This window comes from Cytobacillus sp. MT66, from assembly GCF_058792595.1.
In genome coordinates this window covers 193,360-218,218 of sequence record NZ_JBXAFB010000002.1, presented here as the reverse complement: position 1 = coordinate 218,218, position 24,859 = coordinate 193,360, and the positions used below count along the sequence as shown (strand labels likewise).

General features: G+C 40.4%; 28 protein-coding genes. 1 reads left to right on the top strand and 27 read right to left on the bottom strand.

Annotated features, from left to right (window positions below; all coding sequences use genetic code 11):
• Positions 1-90: 90 nt before the first annotated feature.
• The 9 genes from panD to AC1Q59_RS04295 all read right to left on the bottom strand — a co-directional run bounded on the left by panD (position 91) and on the right by AC1Q59_RS04295 (position 7,427).
• Complete coding sequence (gene panD, locus AC1Q59_RS04335; RefSeq protein WP_492364563.1) at positions 91-474, bottom strand: aspartate 1-decarboxylase; 384 nt, start codon at positions 472-474, stop codon at positions 91-93.
• Between the two features lie 12 nt (positions 475-486).
• Positions 487-1,347: a pantoate--beta-alanine ligase gene (panC, locus tag AC1Q59_RS04330; protein ID WP_492364562.1), complete on the bottom strand. Its 861-nt coding sequence runs from the start codon at positions 1,345-1,347 to the stop codon at positions 487-489.
• Positions 1,344-2,183 carry a 3-methyl-2-oxobutanoate hydroxymethyltransferase gene (gene panB / locus AC1Q59_RS04325; protein WP_492364561.1) on the bottom strand — a complete coding sequence of 280 codons (840 nt, stop codon included), beginning with the start codon at positions 2,181-2,183 and terminating at the stop codon, positions 1,344-1,346. Before panB ends, panC begins: the two co-directional genes overlap by 4 nt.
• A 314-nt stretch (positions 2,184-2,497) precedes the next feature.
• Positions 2,498-3,484 carry a biotin--[acetyl-CoA-carboxylase] ligase gene (locus AC1Q59_RS04320; RefSeq protein WP_492364560.1) on the bottom strand — a complete coding sequence of 329 codons (987 nt, stop codon included), beginning with the start codon at positions 3,482-3,484 and terminating at the stop codon, positions 2,498-2,500.
• Positions 3,469-4,668: a CCA tRNA nucleotidyltransferase gene (locus AC1Q59_RS04315; RefSeq protein WP_492364559.1), complete on the bottom strand. Its 1,200-nt coding sequence runs from the start codon at positions 4,666-4,668 to the stop codon at positions 3,469-3,471. The genes AC1Q59_RS04320 and AC1Q59_RS04315 overlap by 16 nt, the downstream gene beginning before the upstream one ends.
• A 5-nt stretch (positions 4,669-4,673) precedes the next feature.
• Complete coding sequence (gene bshA, locus AC1Q59_RS04310; protein WP_492364558.1) at positions 4,674-5,810, bottom strand: N-acetyl-alpha-D-glucosaminyl L-malate synthase BshA; 1,137 nt, start codon at positions 5,808-5,810, stop codon at positions 4,674-4,676.
• A 27-nt stretch (positions 5,811-5,837) separates the two neighbouring features.
• Positions 5,838-6,269, bottom strand: a complete 432-nt coding sequence (mgsA, locus tag AC1Q59_RS04305; protein WP_492364557.1) for a methylglyoxal synthase — start codon at positions 6,267-6,269, stop codon at positions 5,838-5,840.
• 14 nt (positions 6,270-6,283) lie between these two features.
• Positions 6,284-7,084 carry a 4-hydroxy-tetrahydrodipicolinate reductase gene (gene dapB / locus AC1Q59_RS04300; RefSeq protein ID WP_492364556.1) on the bottom strand — a complete coding sequence of 267 codons (801 nt, stop codon included), beginning with the start codon at positions 7,082-7,084 and terminating at the stop codon, positions 6,284-6,286.
• A 13-nt stretch (positions 7,085-7,097) separates the two neighbouring features.
• Positions 7,098-7,427: a nucleotide pyrophosphohydrolase gene (locus AC1Q59_RS04295; RefSeq protein WP_492364555.1), complete on the bottom strand. Its 330-nt coding sequence runs from the start codon at positions 7,425-7,427 to the stop codon at positions 7,098-7,100.
• A 272-nt stretch (positions 7,428-7,699) separates the two neighbouring features.
• Here AC1Q59_RS04295 and AC1Q59_RS04290 point away from each other — a divergent pair, with 272 nt between their 5' ends.
• Positions 7,700-8,560 (top strand): YitT family protein, encoded by an 861-nt coding sequence (locus tag AC1Q59_RS04290; protein ID WP_492364554.1) that lies wholly within the window; start codon positions 7,700-7,702, stop codon positions 8,558-8,560.
• A 40-nt stretch (positions 8,561-8,600) separates the two neighbouring features.
• Here AC1Q59_RS04290 and AC1Q59_RS04285 read toward each other — a convergent pair whose 3' ends face one another.
• From AC1Q59_RS04285 to ndk, 18 genes are all read right to left on the bottom strand, one after another.
• Entirely contained in the window at positions 8,601-9,281 is a 681-nt protein-coding gene (locus AC1Q59_RS04285) for a zinc metallopeptidase (protein ID WP_492364553.1), read from the bottom strand.
• A gap of 108 nt (positions 9,282-9,389) precedes the next feature.
• On the bottom strand, positions 9,390-10,190 hold the full coding sequence (gene ypjB / locus AC1Q59_RS04280; RefSeq protein WP_492364552.1) for a sporulation protein YpjB: 801 nt from the start codon (positions 10,188-10,190) through the stop codon (positions 9,390-9,392).
• 102 nt (positions 10,191-10,292) lie between these two features.
• On the bottom strand, positions 10,293-10,886 hold the full coding sequence (gene lhaT, locus AC1Q59_RS04275; RefSeq protein ID WP_492364551.1) for a lipoprotein heptaprenylglyceryl N-acetyltransferase LhaT: 594 nt from the start codon (positions 10,884-10,886) through the stop codon (positions 10,293-10,295).
• Positions 10,887-10,987: 101 nt separating this feature from the next.
• Complete coding sequence (locus AC1Q59_RS04270; protein WP_492364550.1) at positions 10,988-11,755, bottom strand: c-type cytochrome; 768 nt, start codon at positions 11,753-11,755, stop codon at positions 10,988-10,990.
• 51 nt (positions 11,756-11,806) lie between these two features.
• The gene (gene qcrB / locus AC1Q59_RS04265) at positions 11,807-12,481 is read right to left on the bottom strand and encodes a menaquinol-cytochrome c reductase cytochrome b subunit (protein WP_492364549.1); all 675 of its coding nucleotides are present in this window, start codon (positions 12,479-12,481) and stop codon (positions 11,807-11,809) included.
• Between the two features lie 3 nt (positions 12,482-12,484).
• Complete coding sequence (locus AC1Q59_RS04260; protein WP_492364548.1) at positions 12,485-12,991, bottom strand: Rieske (2Fe-2S) protein; 507 nt, start codon at positions 12,989-12,991, stop codon at positions 12,485-12,487.
• 189 nt (positions 12,992-13,180) lie between these two features.
• Positions 13,181-13,663: a YpiF family protein gene (locus AC1Q59_RS04255; protein ID WP_492364547.1), complete on the bottom strand. Its 483-nt coding sequence runs from the start codon at positions 13,661-13,663 to the stop codon at positions 13,181-13,183.
• A gap of 241 nt (positions 13,664-13,904) precedes the next feature.
• Positions 13,905-14,450: a ReoY family proteolytic degradation factor gene (locus tag AC1Q59_RS04250; RefSeq protein ID WP_492364546.1), complete on the bottom strand. Its 546-nt coding sequence runs from the start codon at positions 14,448-14,450 to the stop codon at positions 13,905-13,907.
• A 122-nt stretch (positions 14,451-14,572) separates the two neighbouring features.
• Positions 14,573-15,829 (bottom strand): tetratricopeptide repeat protein, encoded by a 1,257-nt coding sequence (locus AC1Q59_RS04245; protein WP_492364545.1) that lies wholly within the window; start codon positions 15,827-15,829, stop codon positions 14,573-14,575.
• A gap of 20 nt (positions 15,830-15,849) precedes the next feature.
• Positions 15,850-16,755 carry a hypothetical protein gene (locus AC1Q59_RS04240; RefSeq protein WP_492364544.1) on the bottom strand — a complete coding sequence of 302 codons (906 nt, stop codon included), beginning with the start codon at positions 16,753-16,755 and terminating at the stop codon, positions 15,850-15,852.
• Positions 16,756-16,850: 95 nt separating this feature from the next.
• Positions 16,851-18,140 carry a 3-phosphoshikimate 1-carboxyvinyltransferase gene (gene aroA / locus AC1Q59_RS04235; RefSeq protein ID WP_492364543.1) on the bottom strand — a complete coding sequence of 430 codons (1,290 nt, stop codon included), beginning with the start codon at positions 18,138-18,140 and terminating at the stop codon, positions 16,851-16,853.
• 26 nt (positions 18,141-18,166) lie between these two features.
• Entirely contained in the window at positions 18,167-19,273 is a 1,107-nt protein-coding gene (locus tag AC1Q59_RS04230; protein ID WP_492364542.1) for a prephenate dehydrogenase, read from the bottom strand.
• A 151-nt stretch (positions 19,274-19,424) separates the two neighbouring features.
• A complete protein-coding gene (hisC, locus tag AC1Q59_RS04225) occupies positions 19,425-20,525 on the bottom strand; it encodes a histidinol-phosphate transaminase (protein WP_492364541.1) in 1,101 nt (366 codons plus the stop codon).
• A gap of 105 nt (positions 20,526-20,630) precedes the next feature.
• A complete protein-coding gene (aroH, locus tag AC1Q59_RS04220; RefSeq protein WP_492364540.1) occupies positions 20,631-21,008 on the bottom strand; it encodes a chorismate mutase in 378 nt (125 codons plus the stop codon).
• On the bottom strand, positions 21,005-22,096 hold the full coding sequence (aroB, locus tag AC1Q59_RS04215) for a 3-dehydroquinate synthase (RefSeq protein ID WP_492364539.1): 1,092 nt from the start codon (positions 22,094-22,096) through the stop codon (positions 21,005-21,007). The genes aroH and aroB overlap by 4 nt, the downstream gene beginning before the upstream one ends.
• A gap of 1 nt (position 22,097) precedes the next feature.
• Positions 22,098-23,270 (bottom strand): chorismate synthase, encoded by a 1,173-nt coding sequence (gene aroC, locus AC1Q59_RS04210; RefSeq protein ID WP_492364538.1) that lies wholly within the window; start codon positions 23,268-23,270, stop codon positions 22,098-22,100.
• A gap of 183 nt (positions 23,271-23,453) precedes the next feature.
• Entirely contained in the window at positions 23,454-24,230 is a 777-nt protein-coding gene (locus tag AC1Q59_RS04205) for a CheR family methyltransferase (RefSeq protein WP_492364537.1), read from the bottom strand.
• Between the two features lie 129 nt (positions 24,231-24,359).
• Positions 24,360-24,806, bottom strand: a complete 447-nt coding sequence (gene ndk, locus AC1Q59_RS04200) for a nucleoside-diphosphate kinase (RefSeq protein WP_492364536.1) — start codon at positions 24,804-24,806, stop codon at positions 24,360-24,362.
• Positions 24,807-24,859: the final 53 nt, after the last annotated feature.

The following is a 24,859-nucleotide window of genomic DNA, read 5'->3' as shown; positions in this document are numbered from 1 at the left end:
AATAGCAAAATCATAAAGGTAAAGGGATAATTTGAACTTATTTATGTAAAAAGGGGCCAAAGACAAAGTCTTCGACCCCTTTTCACTATATTAAAAAACGGTTGCTTCGGGTTCTTGATGAACCAGTTCTTTTATTTTATTATTGCTGTCCATGATCACAACTTTTGGTTTATGTGATAATACTTTTTCTTCAGCTACTAAAGCATAAGAAATAATAATAACGATATCGCCTTCTTGAACCAATCTGGCGGCAGCGCCGTTTACGCAGATCACACCGCTTCCCCTTTGGCCAGGAATGATATAGGTCTCAAATCTGGCTCCATTATTATTATTAACAATCTGAACCTTTTCATTTGGCAGCATTCCTGCAGCATCAAGAATATCTGAATCGATGGTAATACTTCCAACATAATTTAAATTTGCTTCTGTTACTGCAGCGCGGTGAATTTTTCCGTTCATCATGGTGCGAAACATGTGGTTACCCCCCTATTGGTCGTTTCCGTCTATGTCTATGATTACATTGTCAATTAATCGGGCTTTTGTAAATTTAACTGCCAGGGCAATAATCACCTTTCCATGCAGCTTTTTTATTTCCTTTAGTTCAGGGTAAGAATAAATCTCAACATAATCAATAATGCCATCCGTGCCCTCGCTGATCATATCTTTCATGTATGCAATGACAGCCTTAGGATTACTTTCGCCGGCTAAAATCATTTTCTTTGCTTCAATAAGGCTTTGATAGAGAGTTGGGGCTTGCAATCTTTCCTCAGGCAGAAGGTTCACGTTGCGTGAGCTTTTGGCTAGGCCATCATCTTCCCTTACTGTATCTACAGGTACAATTTCTATAGGGAGGTTGAAATCAGAAACAAGTCCGTCGACAACAGCCACTTGCTGAGCGTCTTTTAAGCCGAAATATACCTTCTCAGGCTGAATAATAGAAAACAGCTTCGTAAGAACGGTTGCCACTCCGTCAAAATGCCCCGGACGAGACTTTCCGCATAATACATCTGAGCGATCTTGGACTTTTACTGTTACGGATAATGAACGCGGATACATTTCCTCAGCCGATGGATAAAACACGTAATCTGCCTTGTGTTTTTCCAGAAGCTTACAGTCACGTTCAAAATCTCTTGGATAGCTGCTAAGATCCTCTTTTGGGCCAAATTGCAGAGGATTAACAAAAATGCTGACAATGACAAGATCGTTTTCCGCCCTTGCACGATCAATAAGGGTTAAGTGTCCTTCATGCAAAAAACCCATTGTTGGCACATAGCCAATTGATTTACCGCACTTTTTCTCACTTGCTGAGAGATTTTGCATATCTGTTATTCTTGTGATGATCTTCATGCTTTTCCTCCATACATACTTAAAAGCTCCTCTTCCTTCATGGAAAAACTATGCTGGTCATCCGGGAAGATGCCGCCTTTTACTTCAAAGACATAGGAAGATAATCCCTCTACGGTCTTTTGTCCAATATTGGCATATGGCTTTGCAAATTTCGGAAGTCTTTCTACGCCATAAGTAAGAATGTCATGATAAACAAGTACTTGTCCATCTGTCTGCGGTCCTGCTCCAATACCGATCACCGGAATTTGCAGCACGTCTGAAACCTCTTTGCCTAACTGCTTTGGAATACACTCAACAACAATAGCAAAAGCTCCTGCTTCTTCACATTTCCTTGCATCATCAATCAATTTTCTGGCAGCAGCTGCATTTTTCCCCTGTACTTTATAACCGCCAAGGACACCGACAGACTGCGGTGTTAATCCAATATGGCCAACAACCGGAATGCCTGCCTTGGTTAATGCCTTAATTCCAGCAAGAACTTCATCATCGGCGCCCTCAATCTTAACGGCATGAGCACCAGCCTCCTGGATAAGCTTTGCCCCATTTAGGAGCGTGTCGCGAACAGAAAGATGATAGCTCATAAACGGCATATCTGTAACAACAAAGGTCTGTCTCGCGCCTCTTTTCACCGCTTTTGTATGATGAATCATATCCTCCATGGTTACAGGAATCGTCGAGTCATAACCTAAAACAACCATTCCAAGCGAATCTCCGACCAAAATCATATCGACTGCCGCTTCTTCAGCCTGTTTTGCACTTGGATAATCGTAGGCTGTTAACATGACGATCTTTTCTCCTGCATGCTTCATTTTCAAAAAATCAGTCGTCTTCTTCATTTTTTTCCTCCTTAATTAAGGAAGAGGGTGAATGGCGTGCAAAAATAAAAATCCTTCTGAAAATACAGAAGGATTTAGAATTTTTGTCCCTTAGTAAAGTGTCTCATCCCTCTGTCCCGGTCCTATTTTGGATCTAGGCAGAAAATCTATAAGTATAAAAAAGATTTAGCGGTGCAGTTCACGAGAGGATACTGCCCAGAATAACACGAAAAGCAAGAGTTTTATTTAGTAAGATATTTTTAGTAACGCTCAAGCTTAACACTAAGAGTATAACAAAAATTTAGAACATTTGACTATAATTTTTTTTTTGAAAATTATTGGTTGTTTATTTCAATATCAGCAGAATAGATTTCATGAACTTTTCCGGCTGCATCCTCAATTAAAAGGACCCCATCTTCTGTAATTCCCTTAGCAAAGCCATGAATGCTGCCAGTAAGCGTTCTAGCTGTAATTTCCCTGCCAACACTAATGGCATAGCTTTCCCACATAAGCTTAATCGGGTAAAAGCCTTTTTCTAAATAAAGCAAATATAATTGCTCTAATTTCATAAGAACATGCTGAATTAACTCTGAGCGTTTTATTTGCTTTTTGCATGCAATCGCAAGCGATCCAGCAATTTCCTTCAATTCATCAGGAAAATCTTTTTGTTCCTGGTTAACATTGATGCCAATTCCTATAATAATCGATTGAATACGATCAGCGTCTGCAATAAGCTCTGTTAAAATGCCCGTAATTTTTTTACCATTAATTAAAATATCATTTGGCCATTTAATTTGCGGGCTTATCTCAAGCATTTCCTCTATGGCCTGTACAATAGCAACCGCTGTAATCAGAGTAAGCTGCGGTGCTTTTGGCGGCGGGATATTGGGTCTTAAAATCACACTCATAAAAATACCGGTATATTTGGGCGAATAAAAATTCCTCCCCATTCTGCCCCGTCCAGATACCTGTTCTTCAGCAACAACAATGGTTCCTTCTGGTGCCTCATCCTGAACAAGCCGATGGGCAATTTTTTGGGTGGAATCAACACTTTCTTCGTAATGTATGTGTCTCCCCAAAATATTTGTTTTCAAACCAAGAGTAATCTCATCGGCGGTCACTTTGTCAGGAACTTTTGTAATACGGTAGCCCTTTCTCCGAACCGCATCCATTTCAAACCCTTCTTTGCGAAGGTCTTCGATATGTTTCCAGACAGCAGTTCTTGAGCAGCCAATTAGATCGGCCAAATACTGACCAGATAAATATTCCTCTTGATGGTTTGTAAAAGCATCAAGCAATTTTTTTCTTAGTTCTGATTGCACCCTGATAGCCACTCCCTCAAGATTTCTTTTTTGTTTTCTATTTCTTGATTAATAACTGCTTCTTCGGCAGCTTTTAATTTTTCTTTTATCCACGGCCCAGGCTTTTTCTGAAACCATTCCTGCAGGTCTCCCCCGTTTATTTCAAGATCTGTCAATTTTTTAATAGGAAGGCTTTCATAGCTTTTTTGCAAATGTTCCAGATTAAGGTTGGCTTCCTGATGATGGAGAATGTTAAATAAGCGTTCTGCTCCTGCCGCTATCATAAAACCAGCCTGATATAATGCTGATTTTGTCCAGTTCTTTGCAAATCTTATTTTCAGCCAGGCAAGCAGCGATTTAATATATTGGATTTTTTTAACTGGAAGTTTCCATGCCTTTAAAAAGGCGTCTAGTTCTTTTTGCCGCCATTTACATTGGAATAGAAGGAGTGCCCACATTTCCTCAACGGAAAGATCACCGCAGTCATATTCCGCCATATGCGTGATTTCACTATTCAAGTCTGCCAGACCAGGCAAAAATTGATAGATGTCTGTTTCAGTCAGTTTAATAATTGCGTCTTTTCGGTATGTACCTGCTAAAAGCTTTTCGAATTCCATTGTTTTTCGCTCAACAGAAATGTGCTTAAGCAAGGGTGCTAATGCTTTCAAGGCATCTAACGTTTTATCTTCAATTTCAAAACCAAGCTGACTATGAAAACGGATGGCTCGCATCATTCTCAAGCCATCTTCCCGGAAACGCTCAAAAGGATCACCAACTGTGCGAATCATGCGTTCCTTTATCGCCTGTGTGCCCCTGAATGGATCAATAAGCTTCCCCTGTTTATCCATAGCTATAGCGTTCATTGTAAAGTCTCTTCGCATTAAGTCATCTTGCAGAGACCGGATAAATTCTACCCCGGCAGGCCTGCGAAAATCTTCATACTCTGATTCTGAACGAAACGTCGTCACCTCATAAGCCATGCCGTTGAACAAAATGACAATCGTCCCGTGTTCAATTCCAACATCAATGGTTTTGGAAAAAATAGCTTTAAGTTCCACGGGTGTTGCCGAGGATGCGATGTCAACGTCAGAGATTTCCCTGCCAATTAATAAATCCCTGACAGAGCCGCCTACAAAATAAGCCTCATAACCCGCTTTTTCAATTTTTTCCAAGAGGGGAACAGCATTTAAAAAAGGTTCTTTCATGTCGCTCACCGATTTCCCAATATTTCATAGTAGATCTCTTCGTATTGTGAAACAATATACTTTGAGGCAAAATTTCTATGGGCAGTATTTGCTGCCTCTTTTGATAATGATCTATGTAAATCTTTATTATTCAGAAGAGGAATAGCCTTATTTGCTGCTTCTTGATAATTGCCAAGCTCACATAAGTATCCGTTTATAGAATCGGTTATGACCTCAGGGATACCTCCGATATTTGTTCCTATGCATGGAACACCACACGCCATAGCCTCAAGAGCAACAAGGCCAAAACTTTCTTTTTCAGACAGGAGAAGCATTAAGTCACTAATCGAATAGATTTCCTCAAGATTATCCTGTTTTCCTAGGAAAATAACTTTTTGATCTAAACCAAGCTGGTGTACCAGCTGATAGACACCTGTCATTTCTGGCCCGTCCCCGACAAGAAGAAGCTTTGCTGGAAGCTTCTCTGAAATTAGGGCAAAGGTCTTAACAACATCTGGCACCCTTTTGACCGCCCGAAAATTAGACACATGGATGATAACCTTCTCCTCGGGCAAAATGTCAAATTCCTCTTTTAAATAAGAGGAATCTGTCAGCCGATAAACATGTTCATCAATAAAATTGTAAACAACCTTAATGGCCTGATTCGGTTTAATTAGATCGTAAGTTTGGGCGGTTAATGACTGTGAAACAGCTGTGACAGCATCTGATTTTTCAATGCCAAATTTAATTGCGCCTGTTAATGACGTATCATAGCCCAAAACAGTAATATCGGTCCCATGAAGGGTCGTTACAATCTTTATATCTTTCCCGCTCATTTGCTTCGCCAAAATGGCACAGACAGCATGAGGAATCGCATAGTGAACATGGAGCAGATCAAGATCCTCTCTAACGATGACTTCGGCCATTTTACTGGCGAGCGCAATATCGTAAGGCGGATACTGGAAGACAGAATATTGATTGACTTCCACTTGATGATAGTAAATATTCGGATGCATTCTATTTAAACGAAAGGGAACGCTTGAAGAAATAAAATGAATTTCGTAACCTCTTTCTGCGAGCTTTTTTCCGAGCTCAGTGGCAATAGCACCCGAACCGCCAACAGTCGGATAACAGGTGATGCCGATTTTGAGTTTTGCTTTCATTGAACGTCACCATACTGAACTTTGCTGTTATTTTTGTTTTGCTGCATTTTCATCACCGCTTTTTCCATTGACAATTGTCCGCCAAGACATATCTCCCCGTTCTAAACCTTTAATAAGCAATTCGGCCGTTCCCATATTTGTAGCGAGAGGAACAGCATAAACATCACAAAGCCGAATAAGGGCAGTGACATCAGGCTCATGCGGCTGTGCTGTTAATGGATCTCTAAAGAAAATAACCATGTCCATCTTATTTTTGGCAACCATTGCGCCAATTTCCTGGTCTCCGCCAAAAGGACCGCTTTGAAACCGGTGAATCTCCAAGCCTGTTTCGCTCATTATTCTTGACCCGGTCGTGCCGGTAGCAAAAAGCTGATGTTCCTGTAGGACGCCTTTATAGGCAGTGGAAAAGCCAACCATATCGTTTTTCTTCTTATCATGGGCAATTAGGGCAATATTCATTTAATCCCCTCACTTTAGTCGATAATATTTTCAAGACCATATACTAATGTATCAATATTTAGCACTGTATCTACTGCCAGTTTTACACCTGACATAAAGGAAGCCCTGTTGTAGGAGTCGTGGCGGATTAGTAAGGTTTGCCCTTCTGAGCCAAACATAACTTGCTGATGAGCCACTAAACCTGGCAGGCGTACAGAATGGATATGCATGCCATCATAGTTTGCACCTCTTGCCCCAGCTATGGTTTCCTTCTCGTCAGGATGTCCCTGTATTTTCGGTTTTCTTGCCTCAGCGATCATTTCTGCTGTTTTTACAGCTGTACCTGATGGAGCATCTAGTTTTTGATCATGATGCATTTCGATAATTTCAACGTCATTAAAATATTTCCCAGCCATTTGAGCAAACTTCATCATTAACACGGCACCTACGGCAAAATTCGGGGCAATCACACAGCCGATCCCTTTTTCACGGCATAAATCCTCTAGTTCTTTAAGGTTTTCTTTTGAAAAACCAGTTGTGCCTACAACAGGTCTGACACCATTCTCTAATGCCGTTTTTGTGTGCATCATACCATATTCAGGTGTAGTCAGGTCAATTAATACATCAGCATTTACCTTTTGCAGGCATTCTCCAATGTTTGTGTATACGGGAACGTCTAATCCCGTAAAACCTTCAAAATCACTTAGCAGCCCTCCGTCATTCTTATGGTCGACAACTGCTGCTAATTGATAATTTTCTGTGCTTTGCACTAGATTTACTGCCTCTCTGCCCATTCTTCCGCGTGGACCTGCAATAACAACTTTAACATTTTCCATAATTAGTTCTCCTTTACTCCTCTATTCTTGTCCATCTATCTTTATCTCTTGTATTAAACTTGTTCATGACAATATCATGCGCTCTTTCCAGATCAATGTTTAAAGAATTGGCAAAACAAATGAGAACAAAAAGCATATCGCCGATTTCCTCTTCGATTGCTTTCTCCGTTTCTGTTGATTTTTTCGGTTTCTCTCCGAATTGATGGTTTACCTCACGTGCAAGTTCCCCCAATTCCTCTGTCAATCTTGCTGTCAATGCCAAAGGGCTGAAATACCCTTCCTTAAACTGGCCTATGTATGCATCCACTTCATCCTGCAGCTGCTTCATTGTCTTTCCTGCCATGAAAACCTTTCACCTCGGTATTAATAGGAATATCCCATAGTTTTTCTCCTTTCATGTTAGCTAAACAGCAAAGCTTTTACAAATATTTTTTTCTAAATAGCTTTATCACTTTAACGCATCGGGGGCCTGTCCCCCGTTGCTTAAACGCATTAACCCATTGGGGGACAGGCCCCCAGTGCATTAAAGCGTTAATTTGAGGATGGCTTGACTTTCCTGCTTTTGAACAGGCAAAATGGTTGCAATGGGATTTATTTCATTTCATGGAGGACTTTATGAAATTTAAAAATATCGTATTTATTATTTTTGGATCTGTAATTTTTTCATTTGGCATTGTCCATTTTAATATGCAAAATAATCTTTCTGAAGGCGGCTTCACTGGTATAACGCTTCTGCTATATTTCCTGTTTAACCTGGATCCGTCTTATACGAATTTATTATTGAATATTCCGCTGTTTTTTATTGGCTGGAAAATGCTTGGCAGGCACGCTTTTTATTACACCATACTTGGCACGGTCAGTGTTTCCGTGTTTTTGTGGATTTTTCAGCGCCATCAGATCCATATGCCGCTTAAAGAGGATTTAACCTTAGCCGCCTTATTTGCAGGCGTTTTTATCGGAGTTGGACTGGGAACTATTTTCCGCTTTGGGGGAACAACAGGAGGAGTCGATATTATTGCGAGACTCGTCAATAAATTTGCCGGTGTCCCAATGGGAAAAACAATGTTTATATTCGACGCCTCGGTCATTACTCTATCCTTGATATTCTATCTATCTTATAGAGAAGCCATGTATACCCTTGTTGCCGTATTTGTTGGGGCTCGTGTTATAGACTTTATGCAGGAAGGTGCCTATGCAGCAAGAGGGGCCATGATCATTTCCGAGAAAAATGCTGAGATTGCTGAAAGAATCATGAAAGAAATGGAACGTGGAGTTACTGTCTTAAAAGGACACGGTTCCTTTACAAAAATGGATCGTGAGGTTCTTTATTGCGTTGTCGGGAAAAATGAAATTGTCCGGCTGAAGAATGTTATTACATCCGTGGACCCGCAAGCCTTCGTTTCCGTCACTGTCGTGCATGATGTGCTTGGAGAAGGTTTTACCCTTGATGAAAATAAACAGCCAATCCATGACTAGATAAAGGGGCTGACATTTACTGTCAGCCCCTTTTAATTTACTATTCATCTCTTTGCATGCCAGTATATATAAGAAGAAGGCGGAGTAATTCCGCAACTGCAACTGCAGCGGCTGCGACATAGGTAAGAGCGGCTGCATTTAATACTTTTTTTGTTTCCCTTTCCTCATCATTTCTGATAACACCTAAAGCGACAACCTGATCCATCGCCCGATTAGATGCATTGAACTCGACCGGCAATGTGACAATCTGGAAAATCACTGCAGCAGCCATAAAAAGGATACCTAAAAGGACAAAGCCTGAAATGCCTGCAAAAAAACCAATCATAATTAATATCCATGAAAAATTTGATCCAAGATTTGCTACAGGTACTAATGCGTGGCGAAAACGCAAAAATGCGTATTCTTGCTGGTCTTGAATCGCATGGCCGCATTCGTGTGCAGCAATGGCAGCAGCCGCAACTGAATGTCCATGATAATTCGCTGTTGATAGCCGGACTGTCTTCGTACGGGGATCATAATGGTCTGTCAAATGACCTCTAGTTTCCTCTATTCCTACCTGGTACAAACCATTAGCATCAAGAATTCTTCTGGCAACCTCAGCCCCTCGCATATGTGAAGAAGACGGAACCCTCGAATACTTTGAGTACGATCCTTTCACCCTTAGCTGCGCCCAAATTGGAATTAGAATAATAATCAAAAAATATATTAAATATCCTCCCACTTTTGTTCCTCCTATTTTCAGCTGAATCTTGGATGTTTCTTTTAAAGCACCAATCTTAAAAAGTGTAGGGGTCTATATATTAATTGTATTTATACCTAAAACTAAAAGTCAATGTTTATGCTCTCTAGAGCGATTTCTTTCCTTTTGCTCTTGTTCTCCCTTATATTTTCTCCAGCCAACATAGGATAATGTAAGGATAATAATACTTCCTGTTGAGATAATCACCCACCATAGCGATGGATCTGCTTCATCTTCAGTCAAATCATCAAAAAGACCCTGCAGGTCAGCTTCCAATGCTTCAATTTGCTGCTGCCCTGCAGACTCAGTAAGGACCTGTGGACGATATTGATCAATAAAGCTAATCCTGGCATCAATCTGCTGGACTTTTTCAAAATCGACGTTAATTTTCATACTCGGATAGATAATATCGTATAAAGACAAAAAACTATTAAAGTTTTCATTAAATTGATCCTGGTCTCCACTATAAACTGCCTCTTTTACTTGTCCAAAAGTGGACATAATGGGAGACTCCAATTCGGTCCAGAGTGGCTGATACCGATTTGTAATCGCATCAATGACAAGCCTAAATTTGGTGACACGATTGATTTTTTCATTATGATTCATCGTTGCATTCGCAGTAGCTTGTACAGCTTCATCATGAGAAAGTGTAATAATCCTTAATTCATCCGCAGAAAGTGAACGCTCTTTTCCTGTAATGGATGAAAACTGGTCCGAAAAATATTCAAGAAGTTTTTGTGCATCCTCGTATCGGTGAAGCTTAACCATCTGCAGTGCTTCATCAGATAATTGATTCAACTTATCAACGGGTGAGGATTCTTCTGCATATACTGATACGGGCAATATTAGAAGAAAAATCATTAAGACTGTAATTAAAAACCTTGCTTTCATACTTGTCCCCCCTCAAATTCCTATTAAATATGTATGAGAGTGTGGACAAGGTTAGACCTGTATTTAGAGTTTCGCATGCAGAAAGAAGGCTGTTTTATGTAATCAGTAAATCTTTAGTTCGTATCGGTTTTTTCGTAAGGCTAAAAAAGCTGTAATACCGATGGAGAACATGCTCAGCCAGAATGTAAAGTAACCTATTTGTGGAATGTACAAGTCTAGTATCGGGTATCGCGGAAGCATAAAGAAAACATAATCAATCACATCATTATGCAATGTCCAAACAGCCACTACAGCAAGATGCCAGCCTTTTATCCGGTAAAAAGGTGCATACAGCAACCCTTCCACTGCCATAGCCCCATGAGAAATGATAAGCATCAAGGCAATCGGATCCACCTCGCCGGTCACCTTGAAAACTAATAAATTCATAACAACAGCCCAAATGCCGTATTTAACAAGAGTGACTATTGCTAATGCTTCAAGAAGAGGCCAGTTTTTCCCCAATAAAAAGGCAACCAGAACAAAACAAAAAAACAAACTTGCAGTCGGACTATCCGGGACAAAAGGCAAAAATTTAGCTGGGGTCTCAACCAGCTGCCACTTATACCAAATGTATCCGTACACGGTTCCTGCTATATTAACAATCAAAAGAAGCCAGAGTATTGCACGATTGGCTAAAAGGGTATAAATCCACTTCATTTTTTCCCTCTTTTCTTCATAAAATTAGAAATATGTACCTAAAAAAGTGCAATATGTACCTAAAAAAGCTGACGTAAAACGCCAGCTTTTTTTAGTTTAAATTATTCAGCTCCGAGAGTAGAAATATATTCAGCTAGTTTTTCTAACTCTTCGTCAGTGCCTTTAAACATACCTGGAGGCATAGCGCCACGGCCGTTATGGGCAATGTCTTTAATCTCGTCAGGAGCAAGTCCAGTATCAATTAGTGCCGGTGCACCAGCTCCACCTGCTAACTCAGCACCATGACAAGATAAACAGTTATTAGCTTCTAAGATTTTATAACCTTCAGCAGAAGTATCAATATCAACCTCTGCTACGATTTTACCCTGTTTTGCAGCAGCTTCCCAGTCGTGAGTTGCTACTGATTGCCATGTTAAGAATGTAATTGCTGCTAGAGCTAATAGCATAAATCCAGTAGCAAATGGACGTTTAGAAGGACGGCGCTCTGGTCCTCGGTCAATAAATGGTGCCAGTAAAAGTCCGCCAAAAGCAAGTCCAGGAATAACTAAGGCACCAATAATATTATATGGGCCTGAAGCATAAGTGTATTTTAACAATTGGTATAAGAATAAGAAATACCAGTCTGGCATAGGGATATAAGCTGTATCACTAGGATCAGCAATTTTTTCAAGAGGCGGTTCATGTGCTACTGTTAAACATAAGAATCCTACTAAGAAAACAGCACCGATCATCCATTCCTTTAAAAGGAAGTTAGGCCAGAATGCCTCTGTTTTCCCTGGATATTCAGAATAGTCTTTCGGAATGTTCGGTTTACGTCCAGCAGGCACACGTGAGTCACCTACGAATTTCATACCTTTACCGCGATGCATTGGGCGATTCCCCCTCCTTTAGCAAAAAAGTCGTCTAACTTAAAGATAATTTTACAGTGGACCAGAAATTCCCTGTCTGCGAATCATGATAAAGTGGGCAGCAAGTAGTCCAAACAATACTGCTGGCAAGAAGAATACATGAATCGCGAAGAAACGTGTAATCGTCTGTGCTCCGACAATCTCAGGGTCTCCCGCAATTAGCGTTTTTAAAGCCATTCCAATGAATGGAACTGATTCAATAATTTGCATTGTAACCTTTGTTGCAAATAAGGCTTTCATATCCCAAGGTAATAAGTAACCAGTTAAACCAAGTGCAAGCATAACGAAGAAAATAAGCACGCCGACAACCCAGTTCAATTCACGCGGCTTCTTGTAAGCTCCCTGGAAGAAAACGCGTAACGTATGTAAGAACATCATTACGATTACAAGGCTGGCACCCCAGTGGTGCATACCGCGGACAATTTGTCCGAAAGCTACATGGTTCTGCAGATAATAAACTGATTCCCATGCATTCTTTATATCTGGAACGTAGTACATAGTTAAGAACATACCAGATAAAATCTGAATGACAGTAATGAAGAACGTTAAACCGCCAAAGCAGTAAACAAAAGCAGAAAAGTGATGGGCCGGGTTAACATGTTCCGGTACTTCATGGTCTGCAATGTCGCGCCAAATAGGCGTAATATCTAAACGTTCATCTACCCAATCATAAATTTTGTTTAACAATTATTACGCCCCCTTTCTCGGCTTAGCTTTTCCTAGATATAGGAAACCGTCTTTTTCTTTGTAAGGATAGACATCCAGTGGTGCTAACGGCGGTGTACCCGGAACATTCGTTCCATCTTTAGTGTAAAGGCCGCCATGACATGGACAGTAGAAATGATCTGGGTTAGCTTTGTCAGTGTTCCAGTCAACAGTACAGCCTAAGTGTTTACATACTGGTGATAGGGCAACAACTTCTCCCTTTTCATCCTTATAAACCCAAGCGGTGCCAGTAGCCTCAGAAGTATACCAAGCATCCTGCTGCTCAAATTTAAAGTCAACCCGCGTAGGTACATCTGTAACATCTGCCATCTTTTGCGGAGTTGGAATGAAATCACTTTCAGCTTTTGCCTCCAATACTGGGTCTACCGCAAATCTTACCATAGGCATAAGCATTCCAGCTGCCATGAAACCGCCAACACCAGTTAAAGTATAACTTAGAAATTGGCGTCTTGTTACACGATTCTTACTCATATTTTTTCCCCCCTCTATTATGAAGTTAAGTCCAACGGACAAAAACCAACACAATATAAAACTAGGACATAACCATGATATATCAATCTTTATGGAAGGTCAATATAATCCTTCCTTAAAGAATGGCAACACTGTGAATTTGATGCCATTTTTCATCAGCAATCACGAAAGGAGCCATTTATACTGATATTATTGTCCGCTAGTATTTGCTTCATCAGTCTTCCATTTTTGCGTGAACAGGCTTAAAAGCTGTTTGACCTGATCTCCAATAATCGAAGCTTTGCTTTGTTCGTCCAAATGTTCCAGCGGAAGGGAAGGCAGCCAAATAAGAGTGCCTGTTAAATCATTTTCGTAAGTCTTCCAGCTGCTGTCGGAAGTAAGATAAAAGACATGCTTAAATTCCTTTGAGATTAATTCTTTTTCCCATTCCTTCAAATCACTGACTTGCTTGTCCTCCGTAAGCGATTTTAAATAAGCATACCCTGGAAGCATTATTAGCCTGCCTTTAAATTGTCTTTCGAGCTGATTGCTCAGCATGATAATAAATTCAGACATCGAAGCTGTCTGCTTTATATCTGAGCCAAAAGACACCGGCAGAAGCGGGAGAACAATTGTATCAATGTACTCCTTAGATTTTAGGTACATGTCTATTTCCTGAGAAACCCACCTCATCCACTTCACTCCATTAGTTAATTTGTCCATCTTATCATAACACTATTATCATTTTGGTCAAAAAATAATTCCATGCCTTTCCATTAGTGTTTGTGAACATTCTGTGAATATTGCTTTCGGAAAAAATGTGCATCTTAAATTTCTACTCCACGCTCTTCGTTTCCGTTCTCCTCAACTTAGATAAAAATTTCTAATGTTCTATGAAATAAAAAAAAGCCTGCTAGAAAATCAGCAGACTCTGTTAACCATTCTTTATTTTATTAAGTTTTTCTGTCAATTGCATAAACGTTTCTTTGTCCTGATTATCCAGGGCTTCGTCGATTTTCTGCAGCAGGCTTTCAATTTGAAACTTTTTAATACTGGCTTCAAGAAATCCTGCTGCTTCAAGTCGCTCTTTTTCACTGATCTGCAAACTTTTCGGCATGAAAGGATTTTCTTCTAAAACGGCTGCATATTGATGGGCTTTGTTCGATGCATGGAAGTTTAGCTGGATAAATATTTCTTCATCGCGATTCAGCCTAATGTCATGAAAGGATTTTTCAGCATCAGTCGTCATAACATTTTCCTTATAAAAACGAAATGGAACTTCATCAACACAGTGTGTGGACATAATCAATCCTTTTGGACAGTATTGTGCCTGATCAACGAAATGGACTTTTTCCATAAGCTGGTCATGGCTCATTAAATAATTTAAGATCCAGACACATTCACGCCTTTTCAATTGGTAGTGATTTAAAAACCAGCGAATAAAATCTTTTTTCTCGTTGACAGATACAGGGGCTGACATGTGAGATTCCCTCCTCTGCTATTTATAGCCGGAAATCAGAATAGAGAAAGGCTAAGCTTCTATCCTAACGTCCCTAAATGGAATGTTTTAAATAGTTTTTCTTCACCGTGCTCTCATTCACGTTATTCGGTAAGTCTTTGCAGAACTTCCTGGTACTCAAGACTATCAGGCTCCAGGGTAATTAACTTATTAAAAATTTCGGCGGCCTCACGTCTTTTTCCTTCTTCAATTAGAAAATATCCATAATCCGAAAGGAAATCCGGCTCCTCTTTAAAGAAAGTATATGCACGACTGTATTTGTTTAATGCCAAGGAATATTCTTCAAGCTCCTGATAGGAAATGGCCTCATCCCATAGAAAACGAGGATTTTCGTCAGCAAATTCCTTCATCATCCCGCAGATCTCTATGACATCCTCATATCGTTCCTGCTTGATCAGCAGCTTTGTTAACGTCAGCGCAGCCTCAATATTTTCAGGATCAATGGCTAAGGACTCTCTTAGAAGCTTCTCTGACTCTTCTTCATTTCCAAGTTTTAAGGCAAGCTTACCGCCGTACTGATACAGTTCTGGATTAAATTCATCCTGTTTTATGCCTGCCTGAACAGCGTGAAAGCTATTTTCCAGCTCTTCTTCCCGTTCATACGCCTTGGCTAGATTGATATATAATGAATGATATTCAGGATCGAGTTCTTTTAGTTCATTAAATTTTTCAATCGCTGTCCGGTTAAATCCTGCTTGCAAAGCAGTGAATGCATAGCTGAAAAGAGTATTGATTTCAAGCTTTTCATCCATAGCTTTTTCATAATACGGGAGCGCCTCTTCGAACGCACCGCCTGCGCTAAGGACATCTGCCATTCTTTGGTTTACATTTACACCTGCGATTACATCCTCTGTTTCTATAACCCTTTCATAGCACCGGGTGGCTTCAAGAAACTTACCTTCCTCCGCATACAGCTCACCTAGAGCAAAATCGATAATCACTTCTTCTGGCAATATAGCTTTTGCCTGTAACAGCTTTTGCTCGCTAACTTCATAAAGTCCTTGCATTTGGTATAGATCTGCTAGCAGCAAAAGAGATTGCGGATAGCTTGCATCTGCTTCATTGAGACGTTCCAGAACAAGTATCGCTTCATCCTCTTCACCCAGCTCCATATGAGCTTCAGCTAACAGCACTAATAGTTCACCTTCTTCGGGATAAGACTCAAGCAATCTTTTGAATAAAGCTTTTGCCTCCTCGAGGAATCCGTATTGAAAAAGCTCTTCACCTAAAGTGAATCTTTCTTCGTGTGAACCCGAATGCAAAATTTCTTTATACATTTGCATAGCCTCCTGATGCTGGCCATGCTCTAAAAGAGCAATAATCTGATTAACTTTATCCATAAATATTTTCCTTTCAGCACTTACTCCTCCAGTTTATAGAAGGATGGTGTTTTTATCTCTACATGCTCGCCTTGTCCCGGGCGGAAATAAACCTTATTAGCGGCAGTAATTACCTCGCCCTTGTGGACGGTTATAATGAGCTTATTTCTATGATAATGAAACAGCCCGTCTTCTTCAATATATCTGATTTGGGCATCTGTATGGTAAAGATTATAGGATAACTCGGTTCCCTGCTGGATATTCGCTTTTAATGGAATAATACCGATTTTAGATAGTATTGGTAAAGGAATAGGCTCATTTTCTTTTATTTCTTCATAAATAGCTGGAATCCTCTCTTTTTCGAGTGTTTCTTTCCATAAAGCTTTTAATTGCTTGAGAGACTTCTCGATTTCACCATGAAAAATAGGGATAAGGGGGCTATTGTAAGGAAACATAGCTTCTCTCAGCCATCCCCAGGGCAAGCGCCTAAGCTCTTGTTCATCGCAAACATCAACAAATATCGCAGGGACCTTTTCTCTTCTGCATTTTCTTAAAAAGCTTGGCGACAATAGCCTCACTGGGATCCGAACGCCAATAACATAATCAACGGGGCTGTTTATCAACTTCATTTTCAGCCTTTTGATTTCAGAAGTTAATTCATGCTCTAAATGGACTCTTGCCGCTGTAAGAAATACTGTACAGCCTTTTAAAATGATCTCGTTAATATAAAAATGTTTCATTTCCTGAAAGGATAAATGTGAAGGAAATTCTTTGATCAAAAGTACAGGGGGCGGGGTCATAATATAAGAATCGAAATTCATTCTCATATGCTTATATCTTTTAAAATCAGACCTCATCATAGATATGCGTCCCTTTTCAACAAGAAGCGACGTCTTGTGCAGTTTCTTTTCTTTCAAAATATTAGCATTTTCAATTATGTAGGCCATTCCATCCGCTCCTTTTCTGCCATTCTTATAAGACAAGCTATGAACGAATTCAGGAATTTATGTGTAAAAAAAAGAGCTGCAACGCAGCCCTTTCATTATTTAGATAAGCCTTTTAGATGGTCAAAGAATGCTGGATAGGAGATGCGGATGGACTCTTCTTTTTCTAGATATACATCCTCTTTACATATTGCTGCAGCAATGGCAAGCATCATACCTATGCGGTGATCGCCATGGCTTGAAACCGTACCGCCAGAAAGCTGTGATCTGCCGTTAATGATCATTCCATCATTAGTGGCTTCAATATCAGCACCCAATTTTCTCAGCTCATCAACAACGGTGTCAATGCGGTTTGTTTCTTTCACCTTTAATTCCTCAGCATCTTTAATGATGGTTTTCCCTTCAGCTTGTGTCGCTAATAGCGCGATAACTGGAATTTCATCAATCAGCCTTGGGATTAAGTCTCCTTCAATGGTTATTCCCTTCAAGTTTGATGTTTTAACGATGATGTCCCCGCTAGGTTCAAAGGAATCATCAGCTTGTGGAATAATGGTTAGATCTGCGCCCATGTCCTGTAATACATCAATGATGCCGGTTCGAGTGGGGTTTAAACCAACATTTTTCAGCGTAATTTCACTATCAGGCACAATCACACCTGCAGCAAGGAAAAAAGCGGCAGAGGAGATATCCCCAGGGACATTGACCGTTGTTCCCTTGAGTTTTTGACCGCCTTTTATGCTGATATGCCTCTGGTCTACTTCGATTTCCCCGCCGAATTTCCGAATCATTCTCTCTGTATGATCACGCGTTTTTTGAGGTTCAATAATCGTTGTTGTCCCGTTTGCCTGCATTCCGGCAAATAGGATCGATGATTTTACTTGTGCACTGGCCATAGGAAGTTCATATTCCATTCCATTGATAGAGCCGCCAGCAATAGAAATCGGGGTATATTCTCCATTGTTCCTTCCCTGAATAACTGCTCCCATGGATTTTAAAGGCTTTGTTACACGTGTCATTGGCCTTTTGCCAATGGATTCATCGCCAATTAATACCGAATGAAATGACTGTCCTGCCAGGATGCCCATGAGCAGGCGAATAGTAGTTCCTGAATTTCCAACATCTAATATCTCTTTTGGCTCCTGGAGTCCATCAAACCCTTTTCCCTGAATAATGATTTTTTCATCCTGCTGCTGAATATCGATGCCTAATTTTTTAAAACAAGCGATTGTACTAAGACAATCTTCGCCCATTAAAAAATTGGTTACCTCTGTTTTTCCTTCTGCGATGGCACCAAACATGATTGAGCGGTGTGAAATAGATTTATCTCCCGGAATCGCAATAGCCCCTTTTAATGAGGGAATATTTGTTTGTAATTTGATTGGCTCCATTGTTTTTCACCCTTATCTTTTTTCATTTACAAGCCGATGGACGTATCAAAGGCTGAATATTTGTGTATACATTTTTCCGCCCTGGCCCGGTCCTCTTCGGTCTGAAAACTGATGACTAGAACACCAATGATGTCTTCTCGTGTTTCTAGGATGCGTATATTTGTGATGCTGATTTCTTCTTTAGCCAGATATCCTGTAACTTCAGAGATAACCCCCGGATAATCCGGTATATCAACAAAGAGATCATAAAATGATGGGATGGCTCCTTTTTCTTTTTGCGGTAGTTCATCCCGAAATTGCTTTGCTTTTGAAAAATAATTATAAATGGCTTCACTGTTCTCAGCATTCAGCATATCTGCAACTCTGCGCATCTCTGATTGCCAATCTTCCAAAAGATGCAAAATAACATCCTTGTTCTGCAGTAAAATATCCCGCCACATTTCAGGACTGCTCGAAGCAATTCTTGTCACGTCACGGAATCCCCCTGCTGCCAGACTAGGAACAAGCTTTTGCTTGGCACTCGTCTTTTCTGCCTGATGAACCAAAGAGGCAGCTACTACATGAGGAAAATGGCTGATGACTCCAGTTAAGTAATCATGCTCCTCTGCAGATAGCGTAATAAATCTTGCCTTTGTGCCGGCAAGCCAATTTGTCAGTTCCTGAATTTTTTCTTCAGGGATATGGTTTTCCGGTGTAAATATATAAAAGGCATTTTCAAAAAGAATGGATTTTGCAGCAGTCACTCCACTTTTATGGGATCCCGCCATAGGGTGACCGCCGATAAAGGTAATCCCCTTTTCTTTAAGTTTTCCAGCCTTTTCGACAATCTCTTTTTTCGTGCTGCCCGCGTCAGAAACGATGACGTTCTTTTTAAGCGGTGTTTGTTCTAATATTTCGATAATTTTTTCTGTTACCTTAACAGGGGTGGCGATTATGATTAGATCTGCATCTTTTGCCCCCTGTTCAACTGAAGGAGAAATTTCGTCAATGACACCCAGCATTTTTCCAAGCTTTAATTGTTCTTCACTGACATCATATCCAACGATGACAGCTTCTTTGTGTGCTTTTTTAATACCTAATGCCAATGATCCCCCAATTAGGCCCAAACCAATAATAAAAACCCGGCCCTCCAAGTTCCTTGCCCCCTTCGCTAAACCTAGCTGTATATAAATAAATTCAGAGGCCATTACAGCCTCTGAGTTAAGATTGATTTTAAAGGATAAAATGAATAAATTTCGACCTGGTGAAATATCAGTCGCACTTTTCAGGCGCCCTGTGCTTGTCTTATGAGATGACTGCCTTTTCGGATAGAAATTCACTCATTACTTTTATGACACCTTCATTTTGCTCAGCAGATCCCACAGTTACACGAACAGCAGTCGGGAAACCAAGCGGCTTGCCAGAACGAACGATGAAGCCTCTTTCTAGAAGGTATTGAAAAACTTCATTTGCGTCATTGTTAAAGTCAATCAAAATAAAGTTTGCCTGGGATGGGAAGTAGTTTAATCCCTTCTCCTCACAAAATTGATAAAATTGTTTCAGTCCTGAAGCATTTTTCTCTTTGCAGCTTTGGACAAATTCCTGGTCATTAAGCGCAGCTGATGCTGCTGCCTGTGCAATACTGCTTACGTTAAATGGCTCCCTTGCAGGCTCTAACGCCTTTATAACCTCTTGACTTGCCATACCATATCCTACCCGAAGGCTAGCAAGACCATAAATTTTCGAGAATGTCCTTAAAATAATTAAGTTTGGATATTTCGCTAAATAAGGAAGGGATTGGAAATAATCTTCTGCCGTAACATAGTGGCAATATGCCTCATCCAACACTACTAATACATCCGATGGGACCTTTTCTAAAAACCCCTTCATTCGCTCTTCAGGGATATAAGTCCCTGTTGGGTTGTTCGGGTTACAAACCCAAACAACAGATGTATTTTCGTCAATCGCCTTCAACATGCCATCCAAATCATGCTCACCGTTGATCTGTGGAATTTCTTTAATCTCTCCGCCATCAATAATTGCATTATGCTTATATTGTGAAAATGTCTGTTCAGCCATAACTGTATTAAAGCCTGGACGAATTAAGGCACGGGAGATAATTTGAATCAGGTTGTCGGCACCGTTGCCAAAGATAAGCTGTGTTGGGTTTAATTGATGAAATTCAGCTACGGCTTCACGCAAATCTGTAGCATATCCATCAGGGTAAATTGGGAAATCCTCTGTGAAAGCTTTTACTGCTGCAGCTGCTTTTAGTGAACATCCAAATGGGTTTTCATTTGAAGCAAGCTTTACGATTGTTTCAAGGCCGTATTCTCTTTTAACAGCGCTAATTGCTTTTCCTGGCTGATATGGGGTTAATTGTAAAAGTTGTTGTTTCCATTTCATTATTCTTCACCCTTTGATTAATTTGACTTGGCTGATTTTCCGCTTCGGGTGCCTCGCTTTTAAGCGGGCATGCCTGAAAGCCTTCTATTAACAAACAATGAAATTTTATTTTGACTGATCCGCCATATTTAGATCTGGTCTTAGTTTTACAGCTTCGCCTAAGTATATGTGGCGGATTTCTTTTTGCGGTATTTCTGTGTTTACATGCATCATAACGCGAATGCATTTCTGAAGTGACCCTTCAACAGGAATTTCTCTTGTACACATGACAGGAACATATTTCCAACCATCAATTAAACGAAGCGCCTGTGCTGGAAACACAGCTGTGATGTCTTCAGTAACAGAAATAATGACAGATGCAGTCAGATCAGGATCTATAGAATTTTCTTTTATTATTTGTCTAAGCAAACTTTCAGTTGCTTCTATTATTTCTTCTTTATTATTTTCATTTACAGTTGTTGCGCCTCTTACACCGCGGATCATATATGTTCCCTCCCTTTTTGAAAAAGTTCAAGTTCTTTCATTAATTCTTCATCTGAAATTTCATATAAAGCTGGTTCGCCAATTCTATGTAAAAGCACAAACTTTATTTTTTGGCCGACAGACTTTTTATCCTGCTTCATCCGCTCAATCAGTTTATTGAGCGAGAGATCGGAAGGAACTTCAATCTTATAGCCAAGCTTTGTAAGCCAGGCTTTAAAAGGTTCCATTTCAAATGATAGATTAGCATATTTCTCGCTTAAGCCCAGTGCAAATACCATTCCGATCAGGACGCATTCACCATGAGTGCTGTTTCCATAGCCCATTTCCGCTTCAATGGCATGGCCAAGTGTATGGCCAAAATTTAAATAAGCTCTTATCCCTGCTTCTTTTTCATCATGTGAGACAAAATAATTTTTTATTTCAATGCCGCTTGCCAGGGCATGATGCAAATACTCTTCACCAATCACCTCAAGGCTGTCAATATGTTCTATAAGCCAGAGGTAAAAATGCTCATCATGGATAAGCCCGTGCTTAATTACTTCGGCAAACCCTGATCTTTTTTCATGAATAGGGAGTGACTTAAGAAAATTCAAATCATAAAAGACAGCAGCAGGCTGATGAAAAGCACCTATCATATTTTTCCCCAGCGGGTGATTTACGGCAACCTTCCCGCCGACAGCACTATCATGGGCCAGTATGGTTGTTGGCACCTGAATGAAAGGGATCCCTCTCATATAAGTGGCAGCAGCAAATCCTGAAAGATCTCCAACAGCTCCACCGCCCAAGGCAAGAACAATCGATTTGCGGTCAAGCTTATTTTCCAATGCAAAGCTCAATACCTCATAGTATACTTCGAAGGTTTTTGCTTTTTCTCCGCTAGGAACAATATAGGTCTTGACATTAAATTCAGATAATGATTTTTGCAGGTCTGATAAATATAATTTCGAAACTGTTTCATCCGTTATAATCATCATGACAGTTAACGCAGGAAAGGCTTCCTTAATATATGGCCCTATTTCGCTATGTGCCCCAGCTCCGACAAAAACAGGATACGTTTTTGAAGGAGTGGTAATGGTTATGGTTTCCATATTAGAATTCCCTCGCGAAATCTCTTTGCTGATCGATGACTGCCTTTAATGTCTCAAAGCGATCGGAATAAAATTGTTCAACAAGTGCTGAGGCCAGTTCCCATGCAATAACATTTTCTGCAACAACGGCAGCCGCTGGTACAGCACAGCTATCAGAGCGTTCTATGCTTGCCGAAAATGGCTCCTTCGTTTCTATATCGACGCTTTGCAATGGCTTGTATAAAGTTGGAATTGGTTTCATAACCCCGCGAACAACAACGGGCATGCCATTAGTCATCCCGCCTTCAAATCCGCCAAGACGGTTGGATTTGCGATAATAGCCGCGATCCTCGCTCCAGACAATTTCATCATGCACTTCACTTCCTGGTTTATGGGCAGCTTCAAATCCAATGCCAATTTCGACACCCTTAAATGCATTGATGCTCATCATCGCACCTGCCAGCTTGGCGTCAAGCTTTCTGTCATAGTGAACATAGCTTCCAACCCCTGGAGGCATTCCTTCACATATCACCTCAACGATTCCCCCGATTGAATCACCTTGTTCCTTTGCTGTATCAATCGCTTGCATCATTTTTTTCTCTGCCTCCGGATCAAGGCATCTTACCGGTGAATTCTCAGAGATCTCCTGCAGTTGTTGAATTGTTTCATATTCACTGACCTCAGCTTTAACCCCGCCAATTTCAACAACATGAGAGGCGATTTCAATGCCAAGTTCTTTAAGTAATTTTTTTGCAACAGCACCTGCCGCAACCCTTGCCGTTGTTTCTCTGGCTGAGGAACGTTCAAGCACATTTCGCATATCTCTATGTCCATATTTAAGAGCACCGTTTAAGTCAGCATGTCCGGGACGCGGTCGGGAAATCTTTCTTTTCATTTCTTCCGCTTCCTCTGGTCCAATTGGATCCTGGCCCATGATTTTCGTCCAGTGCTTCCAATCATTATTTTCCACAACTAATGCAACCGGGGAACCTAGAGTATACCCGTGTCTGACTCCGCCAGTAATTTGAACGGTGTCCTTTTCAATTTGCATTCGCCGGCCTCTTCCATGGCCTTTTTGTCGTCTGGCTAATTCATTATTAATATCTGAATCAAGCAATGGCATACCTGCAGGCAGTCCTTCAATAATCGCGGTCAGCTGCGGTCCATGTGATTCACCTGAAGTTAAGTATCTCAAAACTCTTTCCCCCTTCAACTCATTAAAGGATTATGTATCAATATATCATATTGATAAAAATAAACATAGTAAAAATTTAAAATTCCATAATATTTTTGATTCTTTACATTGTAACATGGGATTAGGCTCTTTGACGGAAAAATTAAAAAAGAGCAAGGATGTATATCCAGGCTCTTGCATCTCCTATAAAAGCTTGCGGTAGAAAAAGGTATCCTCCGTCTGAAGATCATATTTCCCCGGGTTAAAAATCTGCTCTGTACTCCCGACAAAAAAGATGCCGTTCGGATTGAGTGCATGACTGAATTTTCGATAAAGACTGTCTTTCGCCTCTTCAGTGAAATAGATCAGCACATTTCTGCAGACAATGAGATCGTACGGGCCGCCATATGGGTCTGCAAGCAAATTCTGCTTGCGAAAAGTAACAGTGTTTTTGATTTCATCTGCTACTTTATAAAGATCGCCGTCCTGCTTAAAAAATCTTTTTTTCATTTCAGGAGGCACCTCATTTAACGATCTCTCTGGGTACATACCAATCTTTGCCCTTGCAATAGCGTTATCATCAATATCTGTCGCCAAAATTTTCACCTGGGATAAGGGCATAAATTTTGATAGAATCATGGCAATTGTATAAGGCTCTTCCCCTGTCGAGCATGCTGCACTCCAGATGCTTAGGCGTTTGTTTGCAGCCAATAATTGCGGAAGAATCTTCTTTTCCAAGACCTCCCAGCGCTTCGCATTCCGGTAGAATTCTGACACATTTATGGTCATTCGATCTAAAAATTCATTTAATAGCACCTTGTCAGCAGATAATGCTTGAAAAAATTCTTGGAAAGATGGAAAGCCCTTTTTCTCGTATAGCGATGTCAATCTTCTTTTCATCTGGGCCTCTTTATAAAGGGATAGATCGATCCCTGTTTTCCTTTTTATGTTGCTGATGAAATTCTCATAATCCCGCTGCATCCTAAACTTCTCCTCTTTGATTGCAAGATTTTTCCTATATCAATAAAGTATAACGGAAATCTAAAAGTATAGGGGATTTTTTGTCTAATATAAATAAAAAACACCCGCATATAGCGAGTGTATGATTAATTAATAAACCCATTCACTGATTAATTTAGAGTATTCGACAACCTCTTCTTGTTTGAAGAATAGGCCGATTTCGCGCTCTGCACTTTCTGGTGAGTCAGAACCGTGAATAACGTTCTTTCCTACTGTTACGCCAAAGTCGCCGCGAATGGTACCAGGTGCTGCATCTTTTGGATTTGTTGAACCCATCATTTGGCGAGCAGTCGCAATTACATTTTCACCTTCCCAAACCATTGCAAAAACTGGTCCAGATGTAATGAAGTCAACCAATTCACCGAAAAATGGACGTTCTTTATGCTCACCGTAATGATTTTCGGCAAGTTCATTTGAAATTTGCATTAATTTTGCACCAACAAGGTTGAAACCTTTTTTCTCGAAACGAGCAACAATTTCACCGACAAGATTACGCTGAACGCCGTCAGGCTTAACCATTAAAAATGTTTTTTCCATAATTCCACTCCTAAAGCTTATGTATAGTTGATTATCAGTATAGACAATCCCTT

What these genes read in the sequence shown, in the direction of transcription:
- AC1Q59_RS04240 (WP_492364544.1), bottom strand. Translation starts at nt 16,755, where the DNA reads ATGGCCTACATAATTGAAAATGCTAATATTTTGAAAGAAAAGAAACTG.
- AC1Q59_RS04255 (WP_492364547.1), bottom strand. Translation starts at nt 13,663, where the DNA reads ATGAGGTGGGTTTCTCAGGAAATAGACATGTACCTAAAATCTAAGGAG.
- ypjB (WP_492364552.1), bottom strand. Translation starts at nt 10,190, where the DNA reads ATGAAAGCAAGGTTTTTAATTACAGTCTTAATGATTTTTCTTCTAATA.
- AC1Q59_RS04295 (WP_492364555.1), bottom strand. Translation starts at nt 7,427, where the DNA reads ATGGCAGGAAAGACAATGAAGCAGCTGCAGGATGAAGTGGATGCATAC.
- aroB (WP_492364539.1), bottom strand. Translation starts at nt 22,096, where the DNA reads ATGGAAACCATAACCATTACCACTCCTTCAAAAACGTATCCTGTTTTT.
- AC1Q59_RS04260 (WP_492364548.1), bottom strand. Translation starts at nt 12,991, where the DNA reads ATGAGTAAGAATCGTGTAACAAGACGCCAATTTCTAAGTTATACTTTA.
- aroA (WP_492364543.1), bottom strand. Translation starts at nt 18,140, where the DNA reads ATGGAGCCAATCAAATTACAAACAAATATTCCCTCATTAAAAGGGGCT.
- panC (WP_492364562.1), bottom strand. Translation starts at nt 1,347, where the DNA reads ATGAAGATCATCACAAGAATAACAGATATGCAAAATCTCTCAGCAAGT.
- lhaT (WP_492364551.1), bottom strand. Translation starts at nt 10,886, where the DNA reads ATGAAGTGGATTTATACCCTTTTAGCCAATCGTGCAATACTCTGGCTT.
- AC1Q59_RS04205 (WP_492364537.1), bottom strand. Translation starts at nt 24,230, where the DNA reads ATGCAGCGGGATTATGAGAATTTCATCAGCAACATAAAAAGGAAAACA.
- hisC (WP_492364541.1), bottom strand. Translation starts at nt 20,525, where the DNA reads ATGAAATGGAAACAACAACTTTTACAATTAACCCCATATCAGCCAGGA.
- AC1Q59_RS04250 (WP_492364546.1), bottom strand. Translation starts at nt 14,450, where the DNA reads ATGTCAGCCCCTGTATCTGTCAACGAGAAAAAAGATTTTATTCGCTGG.
- AC1Q59_RS04290 (WP_492364554.1), top strand. Translation starts at nt 7,700, where the DNA reads ATGAAATTTAAAAATATCGTATTTATTATTTTTGGATCTGTAATTTTT.
- AC1Q59_RS04245 (WP_492364545.1), bottom strand. Translation starts at nt 15,829, where the DNA reads ATGGATAAAGTTAATCAGATTATTGCTCTTTTAGAGCATGGCCAGCAT.
- ndk (WP_492364536.1), bottom strand. Translation starts at nt 24,806, where the DNA reads ATGGAAAAAACATTTTTAATGGTTAAGCCTGACGGCGTTCAGCGTAAT.
- AC1Q59_RS04315 (WP_492364559.1), bottom strand. Translation starts at nt 4,668, where the DNA reads ATGAAAGAACCTTTTTTAAATGCTGTTCCCCTCTTGGAAAAAATTGAA.
- panD (WP_492364563.1), bottom strand. Translation starts at nt 474, where the DNA reads ATGTTTCGCACCATGATGAACGGAAAAATTCACCGCGCTGCAGTAACA.
- mgsA (WP_492364557.1), bottom strand. Translation starts at nt 6,269, where the DNA reads ATGAATATTGCCCTAATTGCCCATGATAAGAAGAAAAACGATATGGTT.
- panB (WP_492364561.1), bottom strand. Translation starts at nt 2,183, where the DNA reads ATGAAGAAGACGACTGATTTTTTGAAAATGAAGCATGCAGGAGAAAAG.
- bshA (WP_492364558.1), bottom strand. Translation starts at nt 5,810, where the DNA reads ATGAAAGCAAAACTCAAAATCGGCATCACCTGTTATCCGACTGTTGGC.
- AC1Q59_RS04270 (WP_492364550.1), bottom strand. Translation starts at nt 11,755, where the DNA reads ATGCATCGCGGTAAAGGTATGAAATTCGTAGGTGACTCACGTGTGCCT.
- dapB (WP_492364556.1), bottom strand. Translation starts at nt 7,084, where the DNA reads ATGGAAAATGTTAAAGTTGTTATTGCAGGTCCACGCGGAAGAATGGGC.
- aroH (WP_492364540.1), bottom strand. Translation starts at nt 21,008, where the DNA reads ATGATCCGCGGTGTAAGAGGCGCAACAACTGTAAATGAAAATAATAAA.